Source organism: Bacillus sp. ME78 (assembly GCF_903970865.1).
Taxonomy (GTDB): Bacteria; Bacillota; Bacilli; order Bacillales; family Bacillaceae_G; genus Bacillus_A; species Bacillus_A cereus.
Genome location: NZ_CAJCKK010000006.1, coordinates 24,481 through 50,117, shown reverse-complemented (window position 1 = coordinate 50,117; position 25,637 = coordinate 24,481). Strand labels below are relative to the sequence as shown.

Below are 25,637 nucleotides of genomic sequence, written 5' to 3'. Positions count from 1 at the left end.
ATGGGTCTTTTTTTATTTTTATTTTTCTAAAAGGTCAGACATCTTACGTATGACATAAAACCTCGTTCTTTTATTTTTAGTAATATAACGAGCGTTTTATGTACAAACTTTATACGAACTTCTGAAAGGGGCAACTACATGCAATATGTAATGAGCATTATCGGTATTCTTGCCGTGTTAGGTTTATGTTTTGCTTTGTCAAACAACAAAAGTAAAATCAACTTCCGTGCAATTGCAATTATGATTGGTTTCCAAATTTTAATCGGTTGGTTTATGTTTGCTACAAAGGTTGGTCAACAAATCATTATTTTCATTAGTAAAGTTTTCAACAAACTAATTAAACTTGGTACGACAGGTGTCGATTTTCTCTTTAATGGAATTCACAGAGATTTTGTCTTTTTCTTAAACGTATTATTAATTATCGTATTTTTCTCAGCACTACTTTCAATCTTTAGTTATTTAGGTGTTTTACCATTCATCGTTCGCGTTGTCGGCGGTGCTATTTCAAAAATTACTGGTTTACCACGCGTTGAATCATTCCACGCAGTAAACTCTGTATTCTTCGGTTCAAGTGAAGCGTTAATCGTTATTAAAAACGATTTACAGCATTTCAATAAAAACCGTATGTTTATCATTTGTTGTTCTGCGATGAGCTCCGTTTCTGCTTCTGTTACAGCATCATACGTAATGATGTTAGATGCAAAATACGTACTAGCAGCTCTTCCGCTAAATTTATTCTCAAGCTTAATCGTTTGTTCGTTATTAACACCAGTTGATACGAAAAAAGAAGATGAAGTGATTCAGAAATTTGATAGAACTCTATTCGGAGACAGCTTTATCGGCGCAATGATTAACGGTGCGCTTGATGGTTTAAAAGTAGCTGGTATCGTTGCCGCATTAATGATCGCCTTTATCGGTGTGATGGAAGTTGTAAACTACGTAATTAGTGCTGCTTCAGGTGCAATGGGACATGCTGTTACTTTACAACAAATCTTCGGTTACGTACTTTCTCCATTCGCATTCTTAATGGGTATTCCAACTCAAGATATTATCCCAGCTGGTGGTATTATGGGTACAAAGATTGTTTTAAATGAGTTTGTAGCAATCCTTGATTTAAAAGACACAGCTACAACATTAGCTCCACGTACAGTTGGAATCGTTACAGTATTCTTAATTAGCTTCGCAAGTATTAGCCAAATTGGTGCAATCGTTGGTACAATCCGTGCCCTTTCTGAAAAACAAGGAAGCGTTGTTTCTAAATTTGGTTGGAAAATGCTATTTGCATCAACACTTGCTTCTATTTTATCTGCGACAATCGCTGGATTGTTTATTTAATAAAAAATCACCTTACTTTAACAAGTAAGGTGATTTTTTTGATTCTTTATGAAACCGAACGGAATTCGACTACTTCCTCGTTACTAATAAGTTTTCCTTCGTGTATGCCTTTTACTGAAATAACCATAACAGATTTATCTTCTCCTTCAAGCTTTCCTAAAGAGAATAAATAGATTAAATTTTCTTTTTGTAACATCCATTGTTTGCCATTTACTCGACCTAATATTCTTTTTTCTGAAGATGGCTTTATTTCTCCAACATACTGACATTCTCCAAAAGAAGTTTTTATTATATTCTTCTCTGTATCAATTACTAGATGCTGGAATAGTTCTAGGTTTCTACTTGAAACAATTTCAATTTCATGGTTACTTTTTTGCTTAAATTGAAGTTTTCCATCACTTGTATTAGATAAACTACTATTCTCAACGGCGTTTCTAAAAAAGTTATATTCTTCTTCTGTAATACCAAAGTTAGGATGATACGGCTTCACCTGTTTATCTATATGCCCTGATATGTAGTTTACGTACCACTCTTTATCATTCTTCACATGATCACTCATCTTTTTAGTAATAACCTCTACTTTTTTACGTGTATCACGATCCATCTCTAGTGTCATGATATCCGCCGTCACTTCCGCATTCATAAGATGCGATGGAATATACTCTTCCACACTATTCGCTTTACTCACTTCACTTTGGCAACCAACTATAAATAGTGATATGAAAAAGATATATATTATTTTTTTATATTTCATTTCTATTCTCCACTCCATACATTATTCTTACTTAGTTTTATAGCGGTTTTTATTATAGTATAAAATCTTTATATTTTAATAAAATCCATATCTGTATGCAAAATTGCATATTAATAAGTCTTCTTCTTACTTTAAAATTAGCTTAAATCACTTTCCAAATTATACAAATAACAAGTTTAAAATGTTATAATTTTCAAAAAACCATTGGAGGATATTATGAAAGCCCACGCAATTTTCGATTTCTTACATTTACTAGTCTTAACGCTGAAAAGCTATTATGTATGGGGAATGCCTATCTATGTCTTCGTTATTCCTCTTATCTTTGTAGTCGGTTATATTATTATTAATTCTAATAAGAAACAAAAAAATACATCTATTCAAAGTCACTAATCTATTACCTTAATAGCCTCCTAAAAATCATATTCCTCTCATTTTCTTCAAATGATATGATGAACAAGGGTATATCCCCACCACTCTTATAGCGGTGGGGATTTTAATGTCAATATGCAACATACTACACAATAGAAGGTGATTTTCATGAGAAAATACGCAGCAATTGCTTTATGTACGTCTGCCATTCTAGCAGGCTGTAATACTAACAATGTAAGTCTAGAACCTAAAAAAGAGAAAACGGCTCAAGGGATTAAGAAACAAGAAGAGACTGTGCAAAAACAAGGTAAAATCTCATATAATGCAGTTACACACGAATCTACAAACACAAGTATTCATATTACAGACATAAAAGATTCTTTAAATGAAGTACAATATAAAATTTGGCGCACAGCTGATGGCAAGGAAAGTGCTAAATCTTTTTCTTCTAAAGAAAAAGAGAAGCAATTCACACTTCCTTTTGATATAAAGGAATTTGAAGGAAAACGCGGTGAGTTCCAAATTGAAGCAACAGGAATGAAAGAAGATGGGAAAACAATCCCGCTTACGAAATCTACTATTACTTTCGAACAAAAGGTTCCTGTTCTTATGTATCACGCAATTGATGATTATCATGGTCAAGGTATTAAAGACTTATTCGTATCACCAGCTAACTTTGAAGCACAAATGAAACATTTAAAGGACAATGGTTATACGCTGTTAACGTTTGAACGCTGGGGCGATATAAATAAAGTAAATAAACCGATTTTCGTTACATTTGATGACGGTATGAAAAATAATATGAATGCATTTCGCGTTTTACAAAAGCTAAAAGATGATACTTTTAAACCGGCAGCAACAGAATATATGATTGTTGATAACGTTGATGTAGAAGGAGCATTGTCTACTTCTGAAATAAAAGAAATGGTTGATTCCGGCATTTTCTCGGTGCAATCTCATACTGCAACACATGCAGACTTACCGAAAATTACAAACTATGAGGAAGAGTTAAAAGGTTCAAAAGAAAAACTAGAAAAAATAACAGGTAAGCCTGTTATCGCGATTGCTTATCCATTCGGTCATGTAGATGATAAGGTTGTTACAGAAACGAAGAAGTATTATCAATTTGCGACGACGACAAAGCCTGGGCAATTCATTACGAAGGGTGAACCTGATGAATTGTTAAAGATGAAGCGCGTTCGTATACACCATACAACGACTGTAGAGCAGTTTGCTTCTTCAATTAAGTAAATATAAGGGCTCAATACATTTTGAGCTCTCTTTTTACTTTATATTTATATATATTTTTAGAATTTTCTTGTATTATATATAGTAAGAAATCTTTCAAATTAAAGGAGATTATACATATGTCATTTGAACAAACGTTAGAGAAATATGCTGCTCTTGCAGTTAATGTTGGTGTTAATATTCAACCTGGACAAACTTTATCAATTAGTGCACCTCTTGAAGCTGTACAATTTGTACGCCTCGTTACAGAAAAAGCATATAAATCTGGTGCAAAACACGTATATGTAGATTGGAATGATGAGACGTTAACACGCTTAAAGTTCGATCTAGCTCCTGAAGAAGCTTTCGCTGAATTTCCATCTTGGAAAGCACATGCTCGTGAAGAATTAGCAAAAGAAGGCGCTGCATTTATGTCTATCTATGCAGAAAACCCTGATTTATTAAAAGGTGTAGAAGCATCGCGTATTGCAACAGCTCATAAAGTAGCTGGAGAAGCGATGAAAGTATACCGTGATTACGTACAAGCCGATAAAGTAAGCTGGTGTGTAATTTCTGTTCCTACGAAAGAATGGGCTGCGAAAGTATTCCCTGACGTAGCGCCAGAAGAACAAGAAGCAAAGTTATGGGATGCTATTTTCAAAGCTACTCGTGCTGATTTAGAAAATCCTGTAGAAGCATGGAAAGAACATGATGAAACATTACATACAAAAGTGGATTACTTAAACGAAAAGCATTATAAAGCTCTTCACTATACAGGTCCTGGAACAGATTTAACAATCGAACTTCCAGAAAAACATGTATGGGCTGGTGCTGGTAGCTTAAATGAAAAGAACGTACCATTTATGGCTAATATTCCAACTGAAGAAGTATTTACAATGCCACTTAAAACAGGTGTAAACGGCCAAGTTTCTAGTACAAAACCGTTAGTATTTGCAGGTAATATTATCGATAATTTCACGTTAACATTTGAAAACGGACGTATCGTAGACTATAAAGCTGAAGCTGGTGAAGAAGCTTTAAAACATTTAGTAGAAACAGATGAAGGTTCTCACTTCTTAGGAGAAGTAGCTTTAGTACCTCATGACTCACCAATTTCAAACACAAATGTTTTATTCTACAATACACTATTTGACGAAAATGCATCTTGCCACCTTGCAATCGGAAATGCTTATGCATTTAACTTAGTTGGCGGAAAAACAATGTCTAAAGAAGAACTTGCTGAAAACGGCGCAAACGCTAGTATCACACACAACGACTTCATGATTGGATCAGCTGAGCTTGATATTGACGGTATTACTGCTGATGGCAGACATGAGCCTATCTTCCGTAAAGGTAACTGGGCGTTTTAAATTTATTACCATAAAGAAACACATTGGATAATCCAATGTGTTTCTTTATTTATTTGGTTTCAATTCAAATTTTATCGTTCTATTTTCATGCGTAAACTCCGGTCTATACGTAGCGATATACGTATTTTCTTTCGCTACGTCAAATAGCATGATATCTTGAATTTTTTCATCTGATGCTAACTTTTTACTAATAAAGCTATCAGGGTTATTATATTCTTTAAATCTTGTACCTTTCTTATCGGTAATCTCAAATTCATAAAATGCAAAAGGTATTTCCTTTTTACTATTATTTTCTACTTTGAAAATAATCCCCAAAATCTCCTCTTTCTTTTTATTCTCATCATAATCCGGATATCCTAATTTAACTGAATCGATAGTTACTTGCAAACCATCTACGTCTACTGTCTCCCCTATTTTATACACTTTATCTTGAACATCTTCTTGTTTACTTTCATTACTATCTTTAGTCTCAGTGCAAGCACTTAAACTAAAAGCTATGCCAAAAATTAAAACAATTTGACTTACCTTTTTTAACATACTCTTTCCTCCACATAAGACAATATTTCATATGTATCATAACAAAACGCTTTACTCTTTCTTGTCATATTTTGTCGTATTAATTGCTAACTGCACAAATAGAAAAAAGCTATCTTCTACAAAAGATAGCTTTCATGATGCCGATGAAACCTTAAGACCAATGACACCCAAAACAATAAAGAGAATACAAAATGCTTGGAATAAGCTAATATGCTCTTTAAAAAAGTACACACTAATGATTGTAATAAGTAACGTTCCAACGCCAGACCAAATGGCATAAGCAATACTTAAATGAATCTTTTTAACGACGATAGCAAATACGCTGAAACAAATTCCATAAAATACGAAAATAAGTACACTTGGAACGAGCTTTGTTAAACCATTTGATAGTTTCATTGCGATTGTTCCAGCTACTTCAAAAATAATTGTAACAAGTAATAATAGCCAATATACCATACTAGAATCTCCTTCTCTGTTACCTTATAGAGATTCTAGTATACTACTTATAGTCCTAATGAAATATATTTAATTTCTAAATATTCCTCGATGCCGAAATGGCCTCCTTCACGGCCGATACCACTTTCTTTAAATCCACCGAATGGTGCTTGTGCAACTGATGGAAGACCATCGTTTAGACCGATAATACCGTACTCTAACGCTTCACTAATTTGGAATGCTTGGCTAATGTCTTTCGTGAAAATATACGCAGCTAAACCGTATGGTGTATTATTTGCACGTTCGATTACTTCATCAACTGTTTTAAATTTCGCAACTGGTGCCACTGGCCCAAATGTTTCTTCATTCATACAAAGCATCGTATCATTTGCCAACCCAATTACAGTCGGTTGAATGAAATGTCCCTCTAACTCTGCGACCTTTTGACCACCATATAAGACTGTTCCACCTTTTTGAATAGCATCTTCAATATGTTCTTGTACTTTTGAAACTGCATTCTCATCAATAAGTGGCCCGACAGTCGTTCCGTCACCGAAACCGTCTCCTACTTTCAAGTGCCCTACTGCCTTTTGGAACTTCTCTACAAATACTTCGTATACTTCTTCTTGAACGAATACTCGGTTTGTACATATACACGTTTGTCCTGCATTACGGAATTTCGAACCAATCACCGCTTCTACTGCTTTATCTAAATCTGCATCATTCATTACGATAAACGGAGCGTGTCCCCCTAACTCAAGCGAAACTTTTTTCATCGTTTGCGCCGCACTAGCCATTAACTCTTTCCCGATTTCCGTTGACCCTGTAAAGGACACTTTTCGAACGCGACCATCTTCCATCCATGTATCAGCAATTGCTTTTGCACTACCTGTTACGATATTGATTACGCCCTTTGGAATATCTGCTTCATGGGCTAATTCAGCTAATTTCAATGCAGTTAATGGCGTTTGACTTGCCGGTTTCACAACGGCTGTACAGCCTGCTGCAAGCGCTGGGGCTACCTTTCTCGTAATCATAGCAGCTGGGAAGTTCCAAGGTGTAATAGCTGCCATAACGCCAACTGGTTGCTTCATAACTAAAATGCGCTTATTCGGATGAGAAGCAGGAATCATTTCACCGTATACGCGTTTCCCCTCTTCTGCATACCATTCAACAAAACTGTTTGCATAATTTACTTCACCAAGCGCTTCTGCAAACGGCTTTCCTTGTTCCTTCGTCATAATCGCTGCGATCTCTTCTTTATTTTCATCAATAAGCGTAAACCACTTTTTTAACTTCGTGGCACGATCTGCTGCCGTTAACTTAGACCACGTTTTAAAAGCTTCATGCGCAGCATCAACAGCTTGCTTTGCCTCTGTTACTCCGCCTTTTGGTACAGTTGCAAATATTTCCTTCGTCGCAGGATTATTTACTTCAATTTGTTCTTGTAGTGTAATCCACTCACCATTTATATACATCGCCTTTTTATCTATACTCACGAAAGTCGCCTTTTTATCCAATGTTTTCTTCCTCCTCTATGAACTTCTTAATTTTCCTAGTAGCAGCAGATTGACTAATTTGCAAAAACTCAGCCACTTTATAACTTGATCCATACGTTTTATACGCTTTAAGAATAATATTTCTCTCTACCTCTTCCAGCATTTTATAAAGACTTTGCCCTGATTGTTCAACTGCAGCCTCTTGCATAGAGAGTGGCAAATCCTCTACCGTTACAACATCATCGACAGTAATAACAATTCTCTCAATTACATTCTCTATTTCTCTATTGTTTCCTTCCCACGGATATCCGACAAACATTTGTAACGTACTCGGCGCTAGTTTCACATCACGTCCGTACTTTTTATTAAAGTGCTGCAAGTAATGATAAATAAGCGGCAAAATATCTTCTGTTCTCTCTCTAAGCGGGGGAATTGCAATTGGAATAACATTCAAACGATAGTATAAATCTTTCCGAAATGTTCCTTGTTTCACCATCTCGCTTAAATCTCTATTTGTTGCCGCCACAATTCGAACATCTACTTTTTTTAATTCTCTTCCGCCTATAGGACGAAATGTTTTTTCTTGCAATACTTGCAAAAGCTTCGCTTGAATTTCAATCGGCATTTCACCGATTTCATCTAAAAAAAGAGTTCCTTTATGCGCGGATTCTAATAGTCCCTTTTTCCCTTCACGATTCGCACCTGTAAAAGATCCACCTGAATATCCAAAGAGCTCCGATTCAATTAAATTAGTTGGCAATGCCGCACAATTAATTTCATAGAAACTTTCATTCTTACGGTGACTCACTTCATGTAAATGGCGTACTAATCGGCTTTTTCCTACTCCAGTCTCGCCTAAAACGAGAACAGTACTATCCACTACAGATACTTTTTTGATTGTATCGACTATTTTTTGCATAGCTAGACTTTTAAAAATAAGTCCTTCATGCTCATATGTTTCTCTTAATTCTTTTTTATATGTTTTTAGCTGATTATCCATTTCCTCTACCTTTTGACGTAATTGATAGAGTTCAGTAAGGTCGCGAGAATAACTAATCACTCTTCTTAAATTTCCCTCATCATCAAAAACAGGCCTTGTACGAACGTGTAAATACTCTCCTGATTTTGTAGTTTGAACGAGTTCAATTGGCCTCTTTTTTTCAATCACTTCTAATGTCGCTGATGGATAAAAGATTCCATCCTTTTGTAGTTCTTTTACATGCTTACCAACTAACTCTTCTGCAGCTAGTTGGTAGTGCCTTTCACATGTACTATTTACACGCACAACGATCCCTTGCTCATCTGTAACAAAAATTTCGTCAAACGCATATTCAAATACATCTTTTAAATCCATTAACACTCGTTCCTTTTCTGCAACCATCCTAGCCACCCCTAACTTCAAATACATCGATCCACTTCACTACCTTTATTATAAAGTGAATTTTCTGCATTTAATATAGAGTCAGCTAGAATGTTTGCTATTTATACTTCCGTTTTTAAACGCGAGCGATGTTCGTTTGCTCATAACAAGCTTGCAATGATTCTTCAATTATTGTTAAACCTTCTTCAAGTTGATCATCTGTAATAACTAAAGGCATTAACACACGGATAACATTTCCATATGTTCCTGCTGATAATAACAGTAACCCGCGCTTATTTGCTTCTGCACATAGATTAGCCGTTAACGTTTTGTCAGGTGCTTTCGTCTTACGATCTTGAACGACCTCAAATGCACACATTGCTCCTAACCCACGCACATCACCAATGCAATGATATTTATTTTTCATCTCTTCGAATCGGTTCATTACGACTTTTCCTAATTCTATCGCTCTATCATTTAATTTCTCATTTTCTATTACATCGAGAACAGCTAAGGCAGCCGCACATCCTAATGGACTTCCTGCATACGTTCCACCGAGTTCACCTGGTGCAGATTCATTCATAATTTCTTTACGTCCAATGACACCACTTATCGGTACACCAGCCCCTAATGATTTAGACACTGTAATTAAATCTGGAACGACATCATAATGATCAATTGCAAAATATTTTCCTGTACGACTAAAGCCTGTTTGTATTTCATCCGCTACAAATAAGATGCCGTTCTCTGAACAAATGCGACGTACTTCTTGAACAAATTTCTTACTTGGGACGATAAATCCACCTTCCCCTTGAACAGGTTCCATTACAACAGCTGCAATTGTTTCTGGTGCTACTTCCGATATGAAGAAGTTCTTAAACTCTTCAATAATAAAATCATCATACTGCTCTTCCGTTAATCCCTCTGGGCGACGGTATTCGTATGGAAATGGCGCTTTATATACTTCTGGAGCAAAGGGACCAAACCCAAATTTATATGGCTTCACTTTACTTGTCATCGTCATTGTCATTAATGTACGCCCGTGGAAACCTTTAGAAAATGCGATAATACCAGGTCTCTTCGTATATTTACGAGCGATTTTCACCGCGTTCTCAACTGCTTCTGCACCACTATTTAAAAATAGGACTTGCTTATCGAAACTTCCTGGTGCCAATGCCGCAAGCTTTTCCGCTAATTCAATATATGGCTCATACATCATGACATTAAATCCAGTATGAATGTATTGATCGACTTGTTTATGGAGCGCCTCTTTAACCGTTGGATGACAATGTCCTACGTTAATTGTCCCGATTGCTCCTGCAAAATCAATGTACTGATTGCCATCAACATCTGTTACAAGAGCACCATTTGCAGATTGTACAAACGTTGGGATGCCGTTACTTACTCCTTTTGGTACTATATTTTGACGGCGTTCCAATAAAGATGCCGCTTTCGGTCCTGGAATTTGTTCATTTACTTTAGCAAATTTTTTTGTATTCATTGCGTACCCCATCCTTTTCTTTACATTGTTTTCTCTTCTTATTGCAAAATATATGCCAACTTTCTTTTCTAGCATTTATCCTATATTCTTTGTATCCAGGCATAAAAAATAAGTCTATAAAGACTCATTAAGAGTCTTTATAGACTTATTTTCCTTACACATTAGACTTTTCTTTCTCCCAGAAAAACTCACCCGATTGAGAAATAAACTCCCCAACAGAATCTAACACTAAATCAGCAAGTGGTTCTAATGTTGGACGATCCCCCGTACCAGAAAGGACTCCAATTGCATAGCAATCACCGCCATTTTTAGCTAAATGTAAATCCGTTGGCGTATCTCCAACAACCGCAACCTGACATGATTCTAAATTAAATTTCTCACAAAACACTTCTATAATCTTTTTATCTGGTTTTTGCGCAGGGAATGTATCCGAGGCTATAATATAATCAAAAAAGTTCTCCAACTTATATTGTTTTAAAAATAATTCTGTTGGTGCAAAATCATCCGCCGTGACAACCCCTAATATAAATCCTTTATCTTTTAATGCCTGTAACACTTTCGGTAAATCCGCTGTCATTTTCATATGCGAACGATACTCATACATAAGGGAAAATAACTTCTCACTTACCCAATGATGCATCTCTTCTTCTCTAGCAGACTCAATATAATTACAAAGCCCCTTCGCTACATCAAGGCTTGTTCCAGCAGCTATTGCACTCCTCGGATTAACAAATGCTCCCTCTACACCAATCTCTTCTAATAAGGTCTGCCCTATTGTACTTGGTAAATGATATAAACTTATACATTCAGCTACAAGTTCTTCAGCTACTTTTATCCATATTGAATGAAAATCCATTAATGTCCCATCTTTATCAAATAGTATTGCTTTTACCTTCTCCATAGCATCCTACCTCTCGTTTCTTATCTCCTCCAGTGTATCAATAAAATATGGATGTAAAATAAAAGAATTGTAAAAATACCATAAAAATCAAACTAACTCCCAATTTACAATTCATTTTAACAAAGTAAAAAAGGATGCCTTCACAGGGCATCCTCTTGATGTTCAGGAACAAATAGTTCTAAACAATGATATATATTTTCGAATTCCATCGGTGCATCTCCACCATACTCACCATCTAAATTAATCATTAGTTTATCTGGTGAATGTACTTTAATTCGGTTCGCTTGTGTATATAACACTTTTGGATTGTTAATATGTTCACCACGTTGTGCTTGTGTTGCTGCTTTAATCAAATCAGCGATAGAACCTTTTTTCAGTACTAATAGATCAAATAACCCATCGTTAATAGATGCATACGGTGCTACCTTTTCAAATCCACCTACTGAACGAGTATTCGTAATTAAAAACATTGTAATTTCTTCTTGTAGTAATTTTCCATCATACTCAATTTCAACATATGTTGGATGTAATGATGGTAACATCTCGATACCTTTTAGGTAATAAGCAAGTTGTCCTAATACTGTCTTTAACTTACTCGGTACCTCGTATGTTAATTCTGTAATACGACCGCCACCAGCGATGTTAATAAAATATGTATCGTTCGCTCTACCAAGGTCTAATGGCACTGTTTTTCCTTCGCAAATAATATCTGCTGCCTCTTCAATAGAACGAGGTACACCAATCGCACGTGCAAAGTCATTTGTCGTTCCAACTGGAATAATTCCAAATTTCGGACGGAATTCATGCCCAACTAAACCGTTTACTACTTCATTTAACGTACCGTCGCCACCAGCCGCAATAACAACATCAAACTTACGATCCGCAGCTTGCCTCGCCGCCACAGTAGCGTCTCCAGGACCCGTTGTCGCATGACAAGATGTCTCATAGCCAGCTTGTTCTAATTTTTGTAATACTTCTGGTAAGCTCTTCTTAAATAGCTCACGCCCAGAAGTAGGATTATAAATAATTCTTGCTCGCTTCATCATTTATTAGCACAGGAAATTTCTTTATGTATCGAAAAAGAACATACTGAACTTCTATTCAGTATTCCCATGCCTACCTCCTCTCATCTTGCTATCCTTCTTTTATCCCGCTCAAACAGGCAGTAAGAACCCGATTCGTGTAGTCCATCAAAAGTAAATATTCATTTCAATGGTTTTTTTATTTGACCCAAAAATTTATCCCGCTATTTGCAGGCAGTAAATGCCCGATTGGTGAGGGCTAATAATCAGTGTTGGATGAACCTCCTACTGATTAAAGTTTCACTTTATTTCTATCCATTCTTCCATAAAAATTTACATATAACGAATAATAACTATCTATTATTTCATGAGATGAAAAAAACCTCTATGTTTAGATTTATCATTATTCCCACCTTTTTGCAACTATCATACCATAGTTGCTATACAAACATTTTTCCACTTTTGACAGTTAATCAAACGTTTGTTTAAACGATTTTGTCTCATTTAAACAAACGTTTGATTAACCTAGAAAAACACCCATGTACGGGTGTTTTTCTGCTTAATCTTTAAAAGTCACTACTATTATCGCTTATTAATCTCTTCAAGTAAGATTTTGTTAACAAGCGGTGGATTTGCTTGTCCTTTTGTAGCTTTCATAATTTGACCAACTAAGAAGCCAATTGCACGGTCTTTACCGTTTTTAAAGTCTTCGATAGATTGCTCATTATTATCAAGAATTTCTGTTACAACTTTACGAAGTGTACCCTCGTCAGAAATTTGAACAAGACCTTTCGCTTTTACGATTTCTTCTGGGTCTCCACCTTTTTCAATTAATTCATTAAATACTTTCTTCGCGATTTTAGAAGAAATTGTACCTTTTTCAATTAATTGAACCATTTTAGATAAACCAGCAGGCGTTAATGCAACGTCTTTTAATTCTTTTTGTTGTTTGTTTAAGTATGCAAGTACTTCACCCATTAACCAGTTCGATGTTAATTTCGCATCAGCACCGTCTGCAACAGTTGCTTCAAAGAAATCAGACATCTCTTTCGTTAATGTTAACACGTGTGCATCATAAGCTGGTAAGCCTAGTTCTGCAACGTAGCGAGCTTTACGTGCATCTGGAAGTTCTGGAATAGAAGCTCGAACTGCTTCTTTCCACTCATCATCGATGTAAAGTTCAACTAAGTCTGGCTCTGGGAAGTAACGGTAATCGTCAGATCCTTCTTTCACACGCATTAAGATTGTTTTCTTCGTTGCTTCATCATAACGACGTGTTTCTTGTTGGATGATGCCACCAGATAACAATTCTTTTTCTTGGCGCACTTGCTCATGCTCAAGACCTTTTTGTACGTAAGTGAATGAGTTTAAGTTTTTCAGTTCCGCTTTTGTACCGAACTTTTCTTGTCCAACTGGACGAAGAGAAATGTTCGCATCACAACGCAAGGAACCTTCTTCCATCTTACAATCAGATACACCAGTGTATTGAATAATTGATTTTAACTTCTCTAAGTATGCATATGCTTCTTCTGGCGTACGCATATCTGGCTCAGATACGATCTCGATTAAAGGCATACCTTGACGGTTGTAGTCTACTAATGAACCATCAGCTGTATGCGTTGATTTACCAGCATCTTCTTCTAAATGAAGACGTGTAATACCGATACGTTTCTTTTTACCGTCTACTTCGATTTCAATCCAACCATTTTCACCAATTGGCTTATCAAATTGAGAGATTTGGTAAGCTTTCGGGTTATCTGGATAGAAATAGTTTTTACGGTCAAACTTCGTTTCCGTTGCGATTTCACAGTTTAATGCCATTGCAGCTTTCATTGCAAAGTTAACTGCTTCTTTATTTAAAGTAGGAAGTACCCCTGGGTATCCTAAGTCAATTACACTTGTTTGTGTATTTGGCTCCGCTCCGAATTCTGTTGGACTCGCAGAGAAAATTTTCGAATTTGTTTTTAACTCAACGTGAACCTCTAAACCAATAATTGTTTCTAAATTCATCTATGCTCGCCTCCTTACAGACTTGCTTTTTTTGTATGATAGTCTGTTGCTTGCTCAAATGCATGTGCAACGCGGTAAATTGTCGCTTCATCGAAGTGTTTACCAATGATTTGTAGACCAAGTGGCATGTTGTTAGCACCGAATCCACATGGAACTGAAATCGCTGGAACACCCGCTAAGTTTACTGGGATTGTTAAAATGTCATTTGCATACATTGTCATTGGATCGTCAACTTTTTCTCCCACTTTAAATGCCGGAGTTGGTGTTGTTGGTCCAATAATAACATCATAGTTAGCAAATACATTTTCAAAGTCGTTCTTAATTAATGTACGTACTTGTTGTGCTTTTTTGTAATATGCATCATAGTAACCAGAGCTAAGAGCAAATGTACCAAGCATAATACGACGTTTAACTTCATCACCGAAACCTTCACTACGTGTGTTTTTGTAAAGGTCTAATAAGTTATTTACATTATCAGAACGAACACCGTAACGCACGCCATCAAAGCGTGAAAGGTTAGCAGATGCTTCAGAAGAAGATAGTAAGTAATACGTTGCTAGAGCGTATTTAGAGTGTGGAAGAGATACTTCCTCCCAAGTTGCGCCCATACCTTCTAATACTTTTAAAGCAGCTAGTACTGACTCACGAGCTTCTTCGCCAACACCTTCGCCTAAGTATTCTTTCGGTACAGCAATGCGTAAACCTTTAACATCGCCTGTTAAACCAGCTAAATAGTTTCCAACTTCAACGTTTGCAGAAGTTGCATCCATGCGGTCAATACCTGAAATAGCTTGTAATAAGTATGCATTGTCTTCTACTGTACGTGTAATCGGTCCGATTTGGTCTAGTGAAGATGCGAATGCTACTAATCCGTAACGAGATACGCGTCCGTAAGTTGGTTTTAAACCTACAACACCGCAATATGCAGCTGGCTGACGGATAGAACCACCCGTATCAGAACCTAGAGAGAATAGTACTTCTCCTGCTGCTACAGCTGCTGCAGAACCACCACTAGATCCGCCTGGAACGTAATCTAAGTTCCATGGGTTTTTCGTAGCGTAGAATCCTGAGTTTTCATTTGAAGAACCCATTGCGAACTCGTCCATGTTTAATTTACCGATTGTAATTGTGTCAGCAGCTTTTAGCTTTTGCACAACTGTCGCATCATAAATTGGATCGAAGTTTGCTAACATTTTGCTCGCACAAGTTGTACGAAGACCGTTAGTTACAATGTTATCTTTTACACCAATTGGCATACCGAATAATAAACCATTATCTTCAGCGCCGATTTTTGCATCTAATTCTTTCGCTTTTGCGCGTGCATTTTCTTCATCTAATGTAAGAAAAGCTTTTACGTTATCTTCAACATCCGCAATACGTTTGTAAGATTCTTCTACTAAATCCGTAACGGAAATTTCTTTGTTGTTTAACTTCTTATGTAACTCTGATACTGAATGATCAAATAATGACATCGAAATTCCCCTCCTCTATTCTAATACTGCTGGAACACGGATTTGATTATCTTTGTGATCCGGTGCATTTTTTAATACTTCTTCGACTGGTAAACCTTTTTCTGGTACATCTTCACGCATAACATTTTTCATAGTTAATACATGAGTTGTTGGTTTTACATCTGTTGTATCTAATTCATTTAACTGTTCTGCAAATGTAACAATTGCATCTAGTTGTTTTTGAAATTTTTCTGCTTCTTGATCAGTAATTGCAAGACGTGCTAAATGTGCTACGTGCTTTACATTCTCAACGGAAATTCTTGACACGGCTAGGCCACCTCCATAATATATCGTTCAATCTACAATACTATTGATGATACCAAATTTTCAGTACTTCAAGCAAGTCAACACAGAGTACTTACGCCATTTTTACATAAAAAAAGAAAGGCAAATGCCTTTCTTTACAATTTACTCTTTATCTAACGGTTTATTTTTCGGAAATCTCTCGTTATCTTCTTCATTATCACGAATTGTTTTTTGTAATACAAAACAAGACATCGTTAAAAATAATGTTCCAATTAAATAGTATCCTTTTACACTAAGCGTTTCATCTAACGTATAAATCCCAATTAGCATACCTGAAAGCGCACAAACAAATGAAGTCCATGCTAAAAACGTGAACGCTTGCGTATTACGTCTTCTCATCGTTCTCCCCCTCGTTAGCTGTATACCCATTATAGATAAGTATATTTACCATGATGGATTTTTATGTAAATTCTAGTTTTATATTTATAAATCTATCATAAAAGAATACTATTTTAAAGAAAGTTTTCTGCCTAATCTGAAAAAAACAATCAAAACGATTGACATTTATTTCTATTCTGCATAAAATAAAAATAAATATTACGAACCTCGAAATATACGGGAGTGGAATTAATTGTTGCAATATGAACATTTTTTAGACTTACTGCTAGATAACGCCAAGAAACTTTTCTATCCTGAAGAATGGGTAAGCCTTGATTTAACACTTTCCAAAACAGAAGTATTTTGTTTACTTTGGATGGAACGAAATACAGATATTACAATGACGAAAATTGCTGACCTTCTTGATATACCGATGAGTACAACGACGGGCGTTGTAAATCGTCTTGTAAAAAAGGGATATATTGAACGCTACCGTGATGAAAACGACCGACGTATTGTATTAATTCGGTTAACAGAAACCGGCGTAATGCTCGTTCAAGAAGTAAAACAAAATGCAGCCCATTACTTTAGCTTAGTGACAGAAGCATTGTCAGAAGAAGAAAAAGCATTCTTACTACAAATCTTCCAAAAGATTATGAATCACATTGCTACCTCACAGCAAAAAACAGAAGAAAAGGTTTCTACACCTAAAATGAAAAACATTCCGATTGAATAAAACCCTATCTGGGTTTTTATTCAATCATTTACTTCGACACTCGTAATATTCGACATTCGAAACAAAGGGGATATGAATGATGAGAATTATCTTGTATACAGGTAAAGGCGGCGTAGGAAAAACTAGCATTTCAGCAGCAACAGCAATTCAAAGCGCAAAACAAGGATTAAAAACTTTAGTCATGAGTACAGATCCTGCTCATAGTTTAGGAGATTCATTTGGTATAAAGCTATCTTCTGAGCCATTAGAAATTCGTGAAAATTTGTGGGCACAAGAAATTAATACGATTTATGAGATGGAAAAAGGATGGGGAAAATTACAGAAATATATTACACTACTCTTCACTTCCAAAGCAGCCGATGATATTACAACAGAAGAATTAACGATGTTTCCTGGTATGGAAGATTTAATTAGCTTACTTCGCGTACTCGATTATTATAAACAAAACACATATGATGTTATCATTATTGATTGTGCTCCAACAGGAGAAACATTAGCAATGCTAAGCTTTCCAGACATGCTCGGCTGGTGGATGGAAAAATTGTTTCCTATTAAAAGAAAAGTTTTAAAAGTCGTTCGTCCTGTAGCTCAACCACTCCTTGGTGTCCCTCTTCCAACCGACGATATTATGGACGAATTAACAAATACACTTGAACAGCTCGGAGAAATGAGAGATATTTTATCAAACCGAGAAGTAACAAGTATCCGCATCGTTGTAAATCCTGAAAAAATGGTCATTAAAGAAGCTCAGCGTAGCTTTACTTATTTAAATTTATACGATTATAACGTAGATGCCATTATGATTAATCGCGTCATCCCTAACACCGTCACCGATCCTTATTTTCAAGCATGGAAAGATACGCAAAAGAAATATAAAACATTAATTCAAAATAGTTTTGATCCACTTCCTATTTACGAAGCTCCAATGTTTGAACAAGAAGTTGTTGGTTTACCTATGTTAGAGCGTGTAGGAGATGCTTTATTTAAAACTGATCATTGTCCTACTGAAGTTAAATTTAACGGCCGCACACAATATGTAAGAAAAGATGGCGATGATTATATTTTCATTCTTTCTATTCCCTTCTCAAACAAAAGTGAACTTTCCTTAAATCAAAAAGGTGATGAGCTAATTATTCGAGCTGGCTCTGTGAAACGAAATATTACATTGCCAAAAACGTTAACACACCTTTCTATTCAAGGAGCAAAATTTGAAGAAGATATACTAAACATTCGGTTTGGAGGTGTAGTGCATGCATGAGGAACTACTACGAAGGGTAATTCGTACAAAAGTAAAAGTCGGGATGCATATATTAGAAGAACTACCTAATCCAATCCAGCAATCAGCTAAGCAAATATTAAATATTTTGCAAGAGGAGCTAGCTGCTTATCCGAAAGAACGAGAGCATTATGAAAATAATTTAAAAAATATCATTATTGAATAACTATCTCTGTATAGAGGGCCTTTTTTAGGCTTTCTATACTTTATTGGGGTGATGTAAGTTGATGAAAAAACATTCCACTACTATACTCTGGATCATTCCTTTATTATTTTTCATTCATAACCTTGAAGAAGCTTTCCAAATGCCACAATATATTGCTAATCAATTTTCAATTCATCTTATAACTAGCCAACAATTTTTCATTGCCATTTCCGTATTAACAATCTTTGTATTACTTATCGTCTTTCTATATCAACTTAACTTCTTGTCTTCTATATGCTGGATTATTTTTATACAAGGGGCCATCTTCTTCAACTCTGTTCAACATATTATTTTGTTTTTCATTTATCGCTCCTATAACCCCGGCGTAATATCAGCATTTTTCATTACTCTCTTTTCTATTTTCTTTTTTTATCAAAAAAACACTTAATTCATCAAAAGCAATTCGTAATTACAATCCTTTTCAGCTTATTTTCTTATCCCATTATAATTTGGATTAACTTACTGTTCGCTAGCTACTTTCATTCATAAAAAAAGACCAGGAAAGTTCCTGGTCTATCACTCTACTTAACAAACATTGGATTCTATGTTATACAAAATTGGAAGGTACAGAATTAGGGTTTGTTTGTTAAGTTTATATGTTGAACGAACTAACAGCGGAGGGGTTCCTTCTGTTAGTCCATTAAACCCAATGATTATTTTACGATTTTTTCAAGCTCCTCAAGTGAAAGATCTACTGAAATTGAACCATCATTTGTTTCTTTCTTAATTGCATCTGTTACTTCTTTTGAATGGTATAATTCAATTACTTTTTTCAGTGTTGGATCATCTTTATCTTTCGTACGAGCTGCAAAAATATTAATATATGGCTTCGCATTTTCATTCTTTGGATCTTCTAAGAAAATAGGATCCTTCGCTGGATCTAATCCAGCTTGACCAGCAACACCGTTATTAATAACTGATGCCGCTACATCTTTTAACACACGAGGTGTTTGCTGTGCGATAACCGGCGTGATTTTTAACTTCTTCGGATTTTCAGCAATGCCGCTTGGATCTCCAAATAAGCCAAAATCTTTTTTAAGCTTTAATACTCCAGCTGCATCAAGAAGTTTTAATGCACGTGCTTGGTTCGTTGGATCGTTTGGAATTGCAATTTCTGAACCATCTGGAATTTCATTTGCCTTCTTATATTTTTCAGAGTATAAACCCATTGGCGCAATTTGTGTTGTACCAACAGCTGTAATATCTAACTTATGCTCTTTTTTAAATTGCTCTAAGAAAGCAATATGCTGAAATGAGTTTAATTCAATATCTCCATCAGCTAAAGCTTTATTTGGAGTTGTATAATCAGAGAACTCCACCAGTTTAATCTTAATCCCTTCTTTTTCAGCTTTTTTCTTCAAAATTTCCCAAGCGTCTCCATCCGTTCCAGTTACACCGACGCGAACTACTTTTTCTTTCGCTCCTGCACCCGTGTCTCCACTTGAGCAGCCACTTAATGCTGAGACTCCTACAATCGCTGATAATGCAAATGCTAAAATTTTCTTCATTTTCTTTTCCTCTCTTCCTTTTTATGATCTACGTAACAAGACTTTCGCAAAGTAGTTTCCTAAATTTTGAGCTATCTGTACGAGAATAATAAGTAAAACAACCGTTACAAACATAACTGATGTATCAAAACGTTGATAACCATATGTCATTGCCAAGTCACCAAGACCGCCACCACCGACAAGCCCAGCAACTGCAGAAAATTCAATTAAACCAACTGTCATAAATGTGACACCTAAGATTAATGGTGCTAACGCTTCTGGTACAAGGATTTCAAAAACGATTCTAATTGGCGAGGCGCCCATTGCTTGCGCTGCTTCAATTACTCCTTTCGGAACTGAAACAAGGTTTGTTTCAACCATTCTAGCAATACCAATTGATGCGACTAACGTCATCGGGAAAATTGCTGCTGCTGTTCCAATCGTCGTTCCGATAACGCTTCTCGTTAGTGGACTTAAAGCTACTAAAAAGATAATGAATGGTACTGGACGAATTGTATTAATTATGATGTTAAGAATAGAAAAGACCCATTTATTTTCTAAAAAGTTTCCTTTTCTCGTTACATATAAAAGTAAACCTAGAGGTATACCCAGAATTGTAGCGAATATAAGGGTTACAATTACCATTAAGAGGGTATCCCCCGTCGCATCTAGTATGCGCGGCCAAAATATACTCCAATCAACTCGCATGAGCTTCTACCTCCTTCAGCTGCACTTGCAGTCTTAGATGTTGTAATGCTTTTTGAATTTCCCTCTGCTCACCTTGCAATTCTACAAGCAGATTTCCAAATAGCACATTTTGAAGTTCAATAATATTTCCGTACAGTACATTTACATCGACGTTATAGTTTTTTGCGATATATGATAGTACCGGCTGTCCTGTCTCCTCACCAGTAAATGTTAGACGATAAATTTGACCACCATTTTGAATTTTCGCTAGAACACTTTCTGGTAAATGATCATTAATAACAGAACGTACAAAGTTTTGAGTCGTCTTTGTTTTTGGTTGCGTGAAAACATCGAACAGTTTTCCTTCTTCAATAACTTTTCCCTTCTCCATTACAGCTACACGGTGACAAATTTCTTTCACAACATGCATTTCATGTGTAATAAGAAGGATTGTTAAATTGTATTCTCGATTTACTTTCTTTAATAAGTTTAGAATTTCTGTCGTCGTTTCTGGATCTAAGGCTGATGTTGCCTCATCACATATAAGAATATCTGGCGATGTCGCAAGTGCTCTAGCAATACCAACACGTTGCTTTTGTCCCCCTGATAGCTGTTCTGGATAATAGTTTGCTTTATCTTCTAACCCTACAAACTTCAGCAGTTCATTCACTCGTTCCTTTATCTCGTTCTTTGGCAATTTCGCTAACTTTAATGGATAAGCAATATTCCCAAACACTGTTCTTGAATTAAATAAATTAAAGCTTTGAAAAATCATTCCGATTCTTTGTCTTAGTTTGCGTAATTCTTTCATCGATAATGATGTAATATCTTTATCATCTATTGCAATCGTTCCTGACGTTGGTCTCTCTAACATATTTACTAAGCGTAATAATGTACTCTTTCCAGCGCCACTAAAACCGATAATGCCAAAAATTTCGCCTTTCTCAACTGATAATGTTACATCCTCCACCGCATGAACAGATTGCCCAGCTGATTCATACACTTTACTTACATTGTTAAAAGAAATCATTTTTTCCCCTCCTATATGCTGTAAAAACTTGAAGTAGAGCTTTCGAGGTAAAATAAAAAGTGCTCTCCTTCTTATCAACCATAAAGATAAGAAGGAGAGCACTTATATGTACTCGTTCACAACTTCTCATCTTCCAAGCCTTTATATGGCTTGCTGGAGTTAGCACGGTATTAAAAAACCCGTTGCTGAGGTATCGTAGGGCCAGTCCCTCCACCTCTCTGGATAAGAATGTATCGATTTAATTGTCATTTAATTAATTCTCATTATAGAACTCAGAATAATAAGAGTCAATACATTTTTTAGAAAAATATTAATTATTCCTTTATTAAAATTTTAAGATGAAAATTCATGAGAAAATAGTAACTTTCAAGGTTCTTTAAAATTCTTCTTCCTCATATTTTTAAACAGGAGAATCCTCTCTACGAATTGAATAAATTTATTTGAATATGAAACTCGGAGGCAGATAAATATATGAAAACAGCTCTTTTACTCGTCGATATTCAAAACGATTATTTTCCAAATGGAAAGATGGAATTGCGTAATCCAGTAGAAGCAAGCGAATATGCTAATCAGTTATTACAACACTTTAGAACAAACAGCGAACCTATTTTTCATATCCAACACGTAGCTATAAAAGATGACGCTACTTTTTTCCTACCTAATACAGAAGGTGTACATATTCACGAAAGCGTACGTCCACTTAGAGAAGAAACAGTTATAGTCAAACATTATCCAAATAGCTTCCGAGAAACTAATCTTCTAGAGCAATTACAGCGTTTAGACATTGAACATGTCGTCGTATGCGGGATGATGACTCATATGTGTATTGATGCTACAGTAAGGGCTGCATTTGATTTTGGTTTTCAATGTACCGTTATACACGATGCTTGTGCTACAAAAGACCTTTCTTTTAAGAACGCTACTATACCAGCTGTTTATATTCACAATACAATTTTAGCTAGTTTAAATGGCGTATATGCAAATGTAATAAGCACGAAAGAATTTTTAGCTACATAAAAAAACACTCCTTTCAGTGAGCAAAACCGAAAGGAGTGTTCCTTGTCGAACCATAGATTTTCTTTCAAATTGTATTATACAGGAAATTCTCAAAATGAATACTAAAAAATATGACTAATACGTCAACTTTTCTCATTATTTTATTTCTGTTTACATGTTTATCCCGCTATTAATAGGTTTTAGCTCATTCTCTTCGAACGACGGTAATATATGGGGGTTCAATTTTAAAAGGAGCTCTTCACATTTTGTGAAGAGCTCCTCTACTATTTCTTATAAAGTTTCAGAAGTAGTTTTTGCTTGCATGTGAAGTGCTAAGTAATCAGGTCCACCAGCTTTAGAGTCTGTACCAGACATGTTAAAGCCACCGAATGGTTGGTAACCTACGATTGCACCAGTACATCCACGGTTGAAGTATAAGTTACCAACGTGGAAGTCTTCACGTGCTTTTTCAATATGGTCACGGTTGTTAGTAATAACAGCACCTGTTAAACCGTATTCCGTATTGTTTGCAATTGCAAGTGCATGATCGAAGTCTTTTGCTTTACAGAATGCTACTACTGGTCCGAAGATTTCTTCTTTCATTAAGCGAGCATCTTCTGCAACATCAGCAACGATTGTTGGTTGGATGAACCAGCCTTTAGAATCGTCTCCTTCGCCACCTGCTAAGATTCTACCTTCTTCTTTACCAATTGCAACATAGCTCATTACTTTATCGAATGCAGCTTGGTCATTAACAGGACCCATGTTTGTACCTAATACTGCTGGGTTAGCAACTGTTAATTCTTTTGTTAATTCAACAGCACGATTTAATACGTAATCGTATACATCTTCGTGGATTACTGCACGAGAACATGCAGAACATTTTTGTCCTGAGAATCCGAATGCTGATGCAACGATAGACTTAGCTGCTAATTCAAGATCTGCTTCTTTATCAACAACGATTGTATCTTTACCGCCCATTTCAGCGATAACGCGTTTTAACCAAATTTGGCCTGGGTTTACTTTCGCTGCACGCTCATAGATACGGATACCTACATCACGAGATCCCGTGAAGCTTACGAAACGTGTACGAGGATGATCTACTAAGTAGTCACCAACTTCAGAACCATTACCTGGAACGAAGTTTACTACGCCAGCTGGTAAGCCAGCTTCTTCTAATACTTCCATAAATTTCGCTGCTACTACAGGAGTTGTACTAGCTGGTTTTAGTAATACTGTGTTACCAGAAACTAAAGCAGCTGTTGTCATACCTGCCATAATTGCGAATGGGAAGTTCCAAGGAGAAATGATAACACCTACTCCTAATGGAATGTAAGAGAAACGATTATATTCAATTGGACGGCTTTCTACTGGAATACCGTCTTTTAATTTTAACATTTGACGACCATAATATTCCATAAAGTCGATTGCTTCTGCTGTATCAGCATCTGCCTCATTCCATGGCTTACCTGCTTCTTTTACAAGAATAGCAGAGAATTCATGTTTTCTGCGACGAACGATTGCTGCAGCACGGAATAAAATGTCTGCACGCATTTCTGGCTTTGATTTTCTCCAAGTTTGGAATGTTTCATCCGCTACTTGCATTGCTTTTTCAGCTAACTCACGGCTTGCTTTTGAAACACGACCAACAAGTTCCTCTTTATTTGCAGGGTTTACAGAAACAATTTTGTCTTCTGTAGTGATTTTTTCTCCCCCAATAATTAATGGATAGTCTTGTCCAAGATAAGATTCTACTTTCTTTAAACCTTCTTCAAACGCTAATTTGTTAGCCTCCACTGAAAAATCTGTAAATGGCTCATGTTTGTATGCTACTACCATTTTTTTAGCCTCCCCTTAGAAAAACGTTTACATTTTACAACATTATTCTACACGATAATTTAGATTTATTCAAATATTCCTAGACTTATATTTTAAAAATTAATAAATTTTTAAAATATAATAAAAAAAAGAGATTCATACATGCGTATGAATCTACAAAATATGAGTATATTCCAAAACATTTTTCCCGATCAATAATATAGTAACTAATAAAAATAAAGTCCTTACATATCCAACGCCTTTTTGAACCGCAAACTTCGATCCCAAATAAGCACCTAAGATCATTGATAATCCCATGATAATACCGTATTCAAAATGAATTATGTCTAAAAATAAAAAAGTAATTAAAGATACAATATTACTAACAAAGTTCAAAAGTTTTCCAGATGCTGCCGCTTGAATAAAATCCAAACCAATTAATAAAAATGCAAAAATTAAAAATGACCCTGTCCCTGGTCCAAAAAATCCATCATAAAATCCTATCATTAAAATAACAAAGAAAAATATTAATGTTTTTCTTTGCGTCATCTTCTTATAGGTAGACACACTTCCCCAATTCTTTTTTGCAATAATATAAATAGCAATAAATACCAACATTACAAGTACTAATGGGCGTAAAATATCCGATGGAATAAATTTTACTACTAAAGCACCTGCAACAGCTCCAACAATAGTTAACGGGATTAACTTTCCTACAATTTTAAAATCAACTTTTCCTGATCGAATGAAATACATCGCACTCGTAAACGTCCCCATTGTTGCCGCTAATTTATTCGTTGCAATTGCTGAAGCCGGCGATAAGCCAACAAACATAAGCGCAGGAAGCGAAATTAACCCTCCTCCTCCAACAACGGAATCAATGAAAGCTGCTAAAAAACCGAATGCAATTAATAAAATAATGACTTGAAAACTTAATTCTTCCATGA

At 35.8% G+C, this 25,637-nt stretch carries 25 protein-coding genes, 1 pseudogene and 1 riboswitch; of the genes and pseudogenes, 9 read left to right on the top strand and 17 right to left on the bottom strand.

Annotated features, from left to right (window positions below):
• Window positions 1–138: 138 nt before the first annotated feature.
• Window positions 139–1,335: a nucleoside transporter C-terminal domain-containing protein gene (locus H6481_RS09805; protein WP_001200494.1), complete on the top strand. Its 1,197-nt coding sequence runs from the start codon at window positions 139–141 to the stop codon at window positions 1,333–1,335.
• A 46-nt stretch (window positions 1,336–1,381) separates the two neighbouring features.
• On the opposite strand, the gene H6481_RS09800 is transcribed toward H6481_RS09805, so the two are convergent.
• Complete coding sequence (locus tag H6481_RS09800; RefSeq protein ID WP_079245002.1) at window positions 1,382–2,089, bottom strand: hypothetical protein; 708 nt, start codon at window positions 2,087–2,089, stop codon at window positions 1,382–1,384.
• Window positions 2,090–2,305: 216 nt separating this feature from the next.
• On the opposite strand from H6481_RS09800, the gene H6481_RS09795 reads away from it, so the two are divergent.
• From H6481_RS09795 to H6481_RS09785, 3 genes are all read left to right on the top strand, one after another.
• Window positions 2,306–2,479 (top strand): hypothetical protein, encoded by a 174-nt coding sequence (locus tag H6481_RS09795; protein ID WP_000643594.1) that lies wholly within the window; start codon window positions 2,306–2,308, stop codon window positions 2,477–2,479.
• Window positions 2,480–2,626: 147 nt separating this feature from the next.
• Window positions 2,627–3,709, top strand: coding sequence for a polysaccharide deacetylase family protein (locus H6481_RS09790; RefSeq protein WP_078401478.1), 1,083 nt, complete (start codon window positions 2,627–2,629; stop codon window positions 3,707–3,709).
• A 116-nt stretch (window positions 3,710–3,825) separates the two neighbouring features.
• On the top strand, window positions 3,826–5,055 hold the full coding sequence (locus H6481_RS09785) for an aminopeptidase (protein ID WP_000007349.1): 1,230 nt from the start codon (window positions 3,826–3,828) through the stop codon (window positions 5,053–5,055).
• 45 nt (window positions 5,056–5,100) lie between these two features.
• Here the strand turns inward: H6481_RS09785 and H6481_RS09780 are convergent, their stop codons facing one another.
• The 11 genes from H6481_RS09780 to H6481_RS09730 form a co-directional block, all read right to left on the bottom strand.
• Window positions 5,101–5,592, bottom strand: coding sequence for a DUF4352 domain-containing protein (locus H6481_RS09780; protein ID WP_182811564.1), 492 nt, complete (start codon window positions 5,590–5,592; stop codon window positions 5,101–5,103).
• A 132-nt stretch (window positions 5,593–5,724) separates the two neighbouring features.
• Window positions 5,725–6,048 carry a multidrug efflux SMR transporter gene (locus H6481_RS09775; protein WP_000263262.1) on the bottom strand — a complete coding sequence of 108 codons (324 nt, stop codon included), beginning with the start codon at window positions 6,046–6,048 and terminating at the stop codon, window positions 5,725–5,727.
• Window positions 6,049–6,095: 47 nt separating this feature from the next.
• A complete protein-coding gene (gene gabD, locus H6481_RS09770) occupies window positions 6,096–7,547 on the bottom strand; it encodes an NADP-dependent succinate-semialdehyde dehydrogenase (protein WP_063546285.1) in 1,452 nt (483 codons plus the stop codon).
• A complete protein-coding gene (locus H6481_RS09765) occupies window positions 7,540–8,907 on the bottom strand; it encodes a sigma 54-interacting transcriptional regulator (RefSeq protein ID WP_000225140.1) in 1,368 nt (455 codons plus the stop codon). Before H6481_RS09765 ends, gabD begins: the two co-directional genes overlap by 8 nt.
• Window positions 8,908–9,022: 115 nt before the next feature.
• On the bottom strand, window positions 9,023–10,387 hold the full coding sequence (gabT, locus tag H6481_RS09760; protein ID WP_063546281.1) for a 4-aminobutyrate--2-oxoglutarate transaminase: 1,365 nt from the start codon (window positions 10,385–10,387) through the stop codon (window positions 9,023–9,025).
• A 154-nt stretch (window positions 10,388–10,541) separates the two neighbouring features.
• Window positions 10,542–11,288, bottom strand: a complete 747-nt coding sequence (locus H6481_RS09755) for an HAD family hydrolase (protein ID WP_182811561.1) — start codon at window positions 11,286–11,288, stop codon at window positions 10,542–10,544.
• A gap of 140 nt (window positions 11,289–11,428) precedes the next feature.
• Entirely contained in the window at window positions 11,429–12,334 is a 906-nt protein-coding gene (locus tag H6481_RS09750) for a diacylglycerol kinase (RefSeq protein ID WP_000977679.1), read from the bottom strand.
• A gap of 558 nt (window positions 12,335–12,892) precedes the next feature.
• On the bottom strand, window positions 12,893–14,320 hold the full coding sequence (gatB, locus tag H6481_RS09745) for an Asp-tRNA(Asn)/Glu-tRNA(Gln) amidotransferase subunit GatB (protein WP_001047685.1): 1,428 nt from the start codon (window positions 14,318–14,320) through the stop codon (window positions 12,893–12,895).
• Between the two features lie 14 nt (window positions 14,321–14,334).
• Complete coding sequence (gene gatA / locus H6481_RS09740; protein WP_000051441.1) at window positions 14,335–15,792, bottom strand: Asp-tRNA(Asn)/Glu-tRNA(Gln) amidotransferase subunit GatA; 1,458 nt, start codon at window positions 15,790–15,792, stop codon at window positions 14,335–14,337.
• Between the two features lie 15 nt (window positions 15,793–15,807).
• Complete coding sequence (gatC, locus tag H6481_RS09735; RefSeq protein ID WP_000086999.1) at window positions 15,808–16,098, bottom strand: Asp-tRNA(Asn)/Glu-tRNA(Gln) amidotransferase subunit GatC; 291 nt, start codon at window positions 16,096–16,098, stop codon at window positions 15,808–15,810.
• 141 nt (window positions 16,099–16,239) lie between these two features.
• On the bottom strand, window positions 16,240–16,476 hold the full coding sequence (locus H6481_RS09730) for a YiaA/YiaB family inner membrane protein (protein ID WP_001254393.1): 237 nt from the start codon (window positions 16,474–16,476) through the stop codon (window positions 16,240–16,242).
• A 232-nt stretch (window positions 16,477–16,708) separates the two neighbouring features.
• Between H6481_RS09730 and H6481_RS09725 the strand changes: the two genes are divergently transcribed.
• The 4 genes and pseudogenes from H6481_RS09725 (at window position 16,709) to H6481_RS09710 (ending at window position 19,161) form a co-directional block, all read left to right on the top strand.
• Window positions 16,709–17,191 (top strand): MarR family transcriptional regulator, encoded by a 483-nt coding sequence (locus H6481_RS09725; protein ID WP_000942489.1) that lies wholly within the window; start codon window positions 16,709–16,711, stop codon window positions 17,189–17,191.
• A 76-nt stretch (window positions 17,192–17,267) separates the two neighbouring features.
• Window positions 17,268–18,449, top strand: coding sequence for an ArsA family ATPase (locus tag H6481_RS09720; protein ID WP_002182396.1), 1,182 nt, complete (start codon window positions 17,268–17,270; stop codon window positions 18,447–18,449).
• Window positions 18,442–18,633, top strand: coding sequence for a DUF3926 domain-containing protein (locus H6481_RS09715; protein ID WP_000544109.1), 192 nt, complete (start codon window positions 18,442–18,444; stop codon window positions 18,631–18,633). Before H6481_RS09720 ends, H6481_RS09715 begins: the two co-directional genes overlap by 8 nt.
• A 61-nt stretch (window positions 18,634–18,694) precedes the next feature.
• A pseudogene (locus H6481_RS09710) lies at window positions 18,695–19,161 on the top strand (HXXEE domain-containing protein).
• 164 nt (window positions 19,162–19,325) lie between these two features.
• Here H6481_RS09710 and H6481_RS09705 read toward each other — a convergent pair.
• The 3 genes from H6481_RS09705 to H6481_RS09695 are packed head-to-tail and all read right to left on the bottom strand — an operon-like array spanning window position 19,326 to window position 21,876.
• On the bottom strand, window positions 19,326–20,180 hold the full coding sequence (locus tag H6481_RS09705; RefSeq protein WP_016083725.1) for a MetQ/NlpA family ABC transporter substrate-binding protein: 855 nt from the start codon (window positions 20,178–20,180) through the stop codon (window positions 19,326–19,328).
• Between the two features lie 21 nt (window positions 20,181–20,201).
• Window positions 20,202–20,867: a methionine ABC transporter permease gene (locus H6481_RS09700; protein WP_001261865.1), complete on the bottom strand. Its 666-nt coding sequence runs from the start codon at window positions 20,865–20,867 to the stop codon at window positions 20,202–20,204.
• The gene (locus tag H6481_RS09695; RefSeq protein WP_098686117.1) at window positions 20,857–21,876 is read right to left on the bottom strand and encodes a methionine ABC transporter ATP-binding protein; all 1,020 of its coding nucleotides are present in this window, start codon (window positions 21,874–21,876) and stop codon (window positions 20,857–20,859) included. Before H6481_RS09695 ends, H6481_RS09700 begins: the two co-directional genes overlap by 11 nt.
• Window positions 21,877–21,999: 123 nt before the next feature.
• Window positions 22,000–22,105, bottom strand: a riboswitch (SAM riboswitch).
• Window positions 22,106–22,347: 242 nt separating this feature from the next.
• Here H6481_RS09695 and H6481_RS09690 point away from each other — a divergent pair.
• Window positions 22,348–22,893 carry a cysteine hydrolase family protein gene (locus H6481_RS09690; protein WP_065229664.1) on the top strand — a complete coding sequence of 182 codons (546 nt, stop codon included), beginning with the start codon at window positions 22,348–22,350 and terminating at the stop codon, window positions 22,891–22,893.
• 270 nt (window positions 22,894–23,163) lie between these two features.
• On the opposite strand, the gene pruA is transcribed toward H6481_RS09690, so the two are convergent.
• On the bottom strand, window positions 23,164–24,711 hold the full coding sequence (gene pruA, locus H6481_RS09685) for an L-glutamate gamma-semialdehyde dehydrogenase (RefSeq protein WP_098686118.1): 1,548 nt from the start codon (window positions 24,709–24,711) through the stop codon (window positions 23,164–23,166).
• Window positions 24,712–24,864: 153 nt separating this feature from the next.
• Entirely contained in the window at window positions 24,865–25,635 is a 771-nt protein-coding gene (locus tag H6481_RS09680) for a TSUP family transporter (RefSeq protein WP_000391979.1), read from the bottom strand.
• Between the last annotated feature and the right edge of the window lie 2 nt (window positions 25,636–25,637).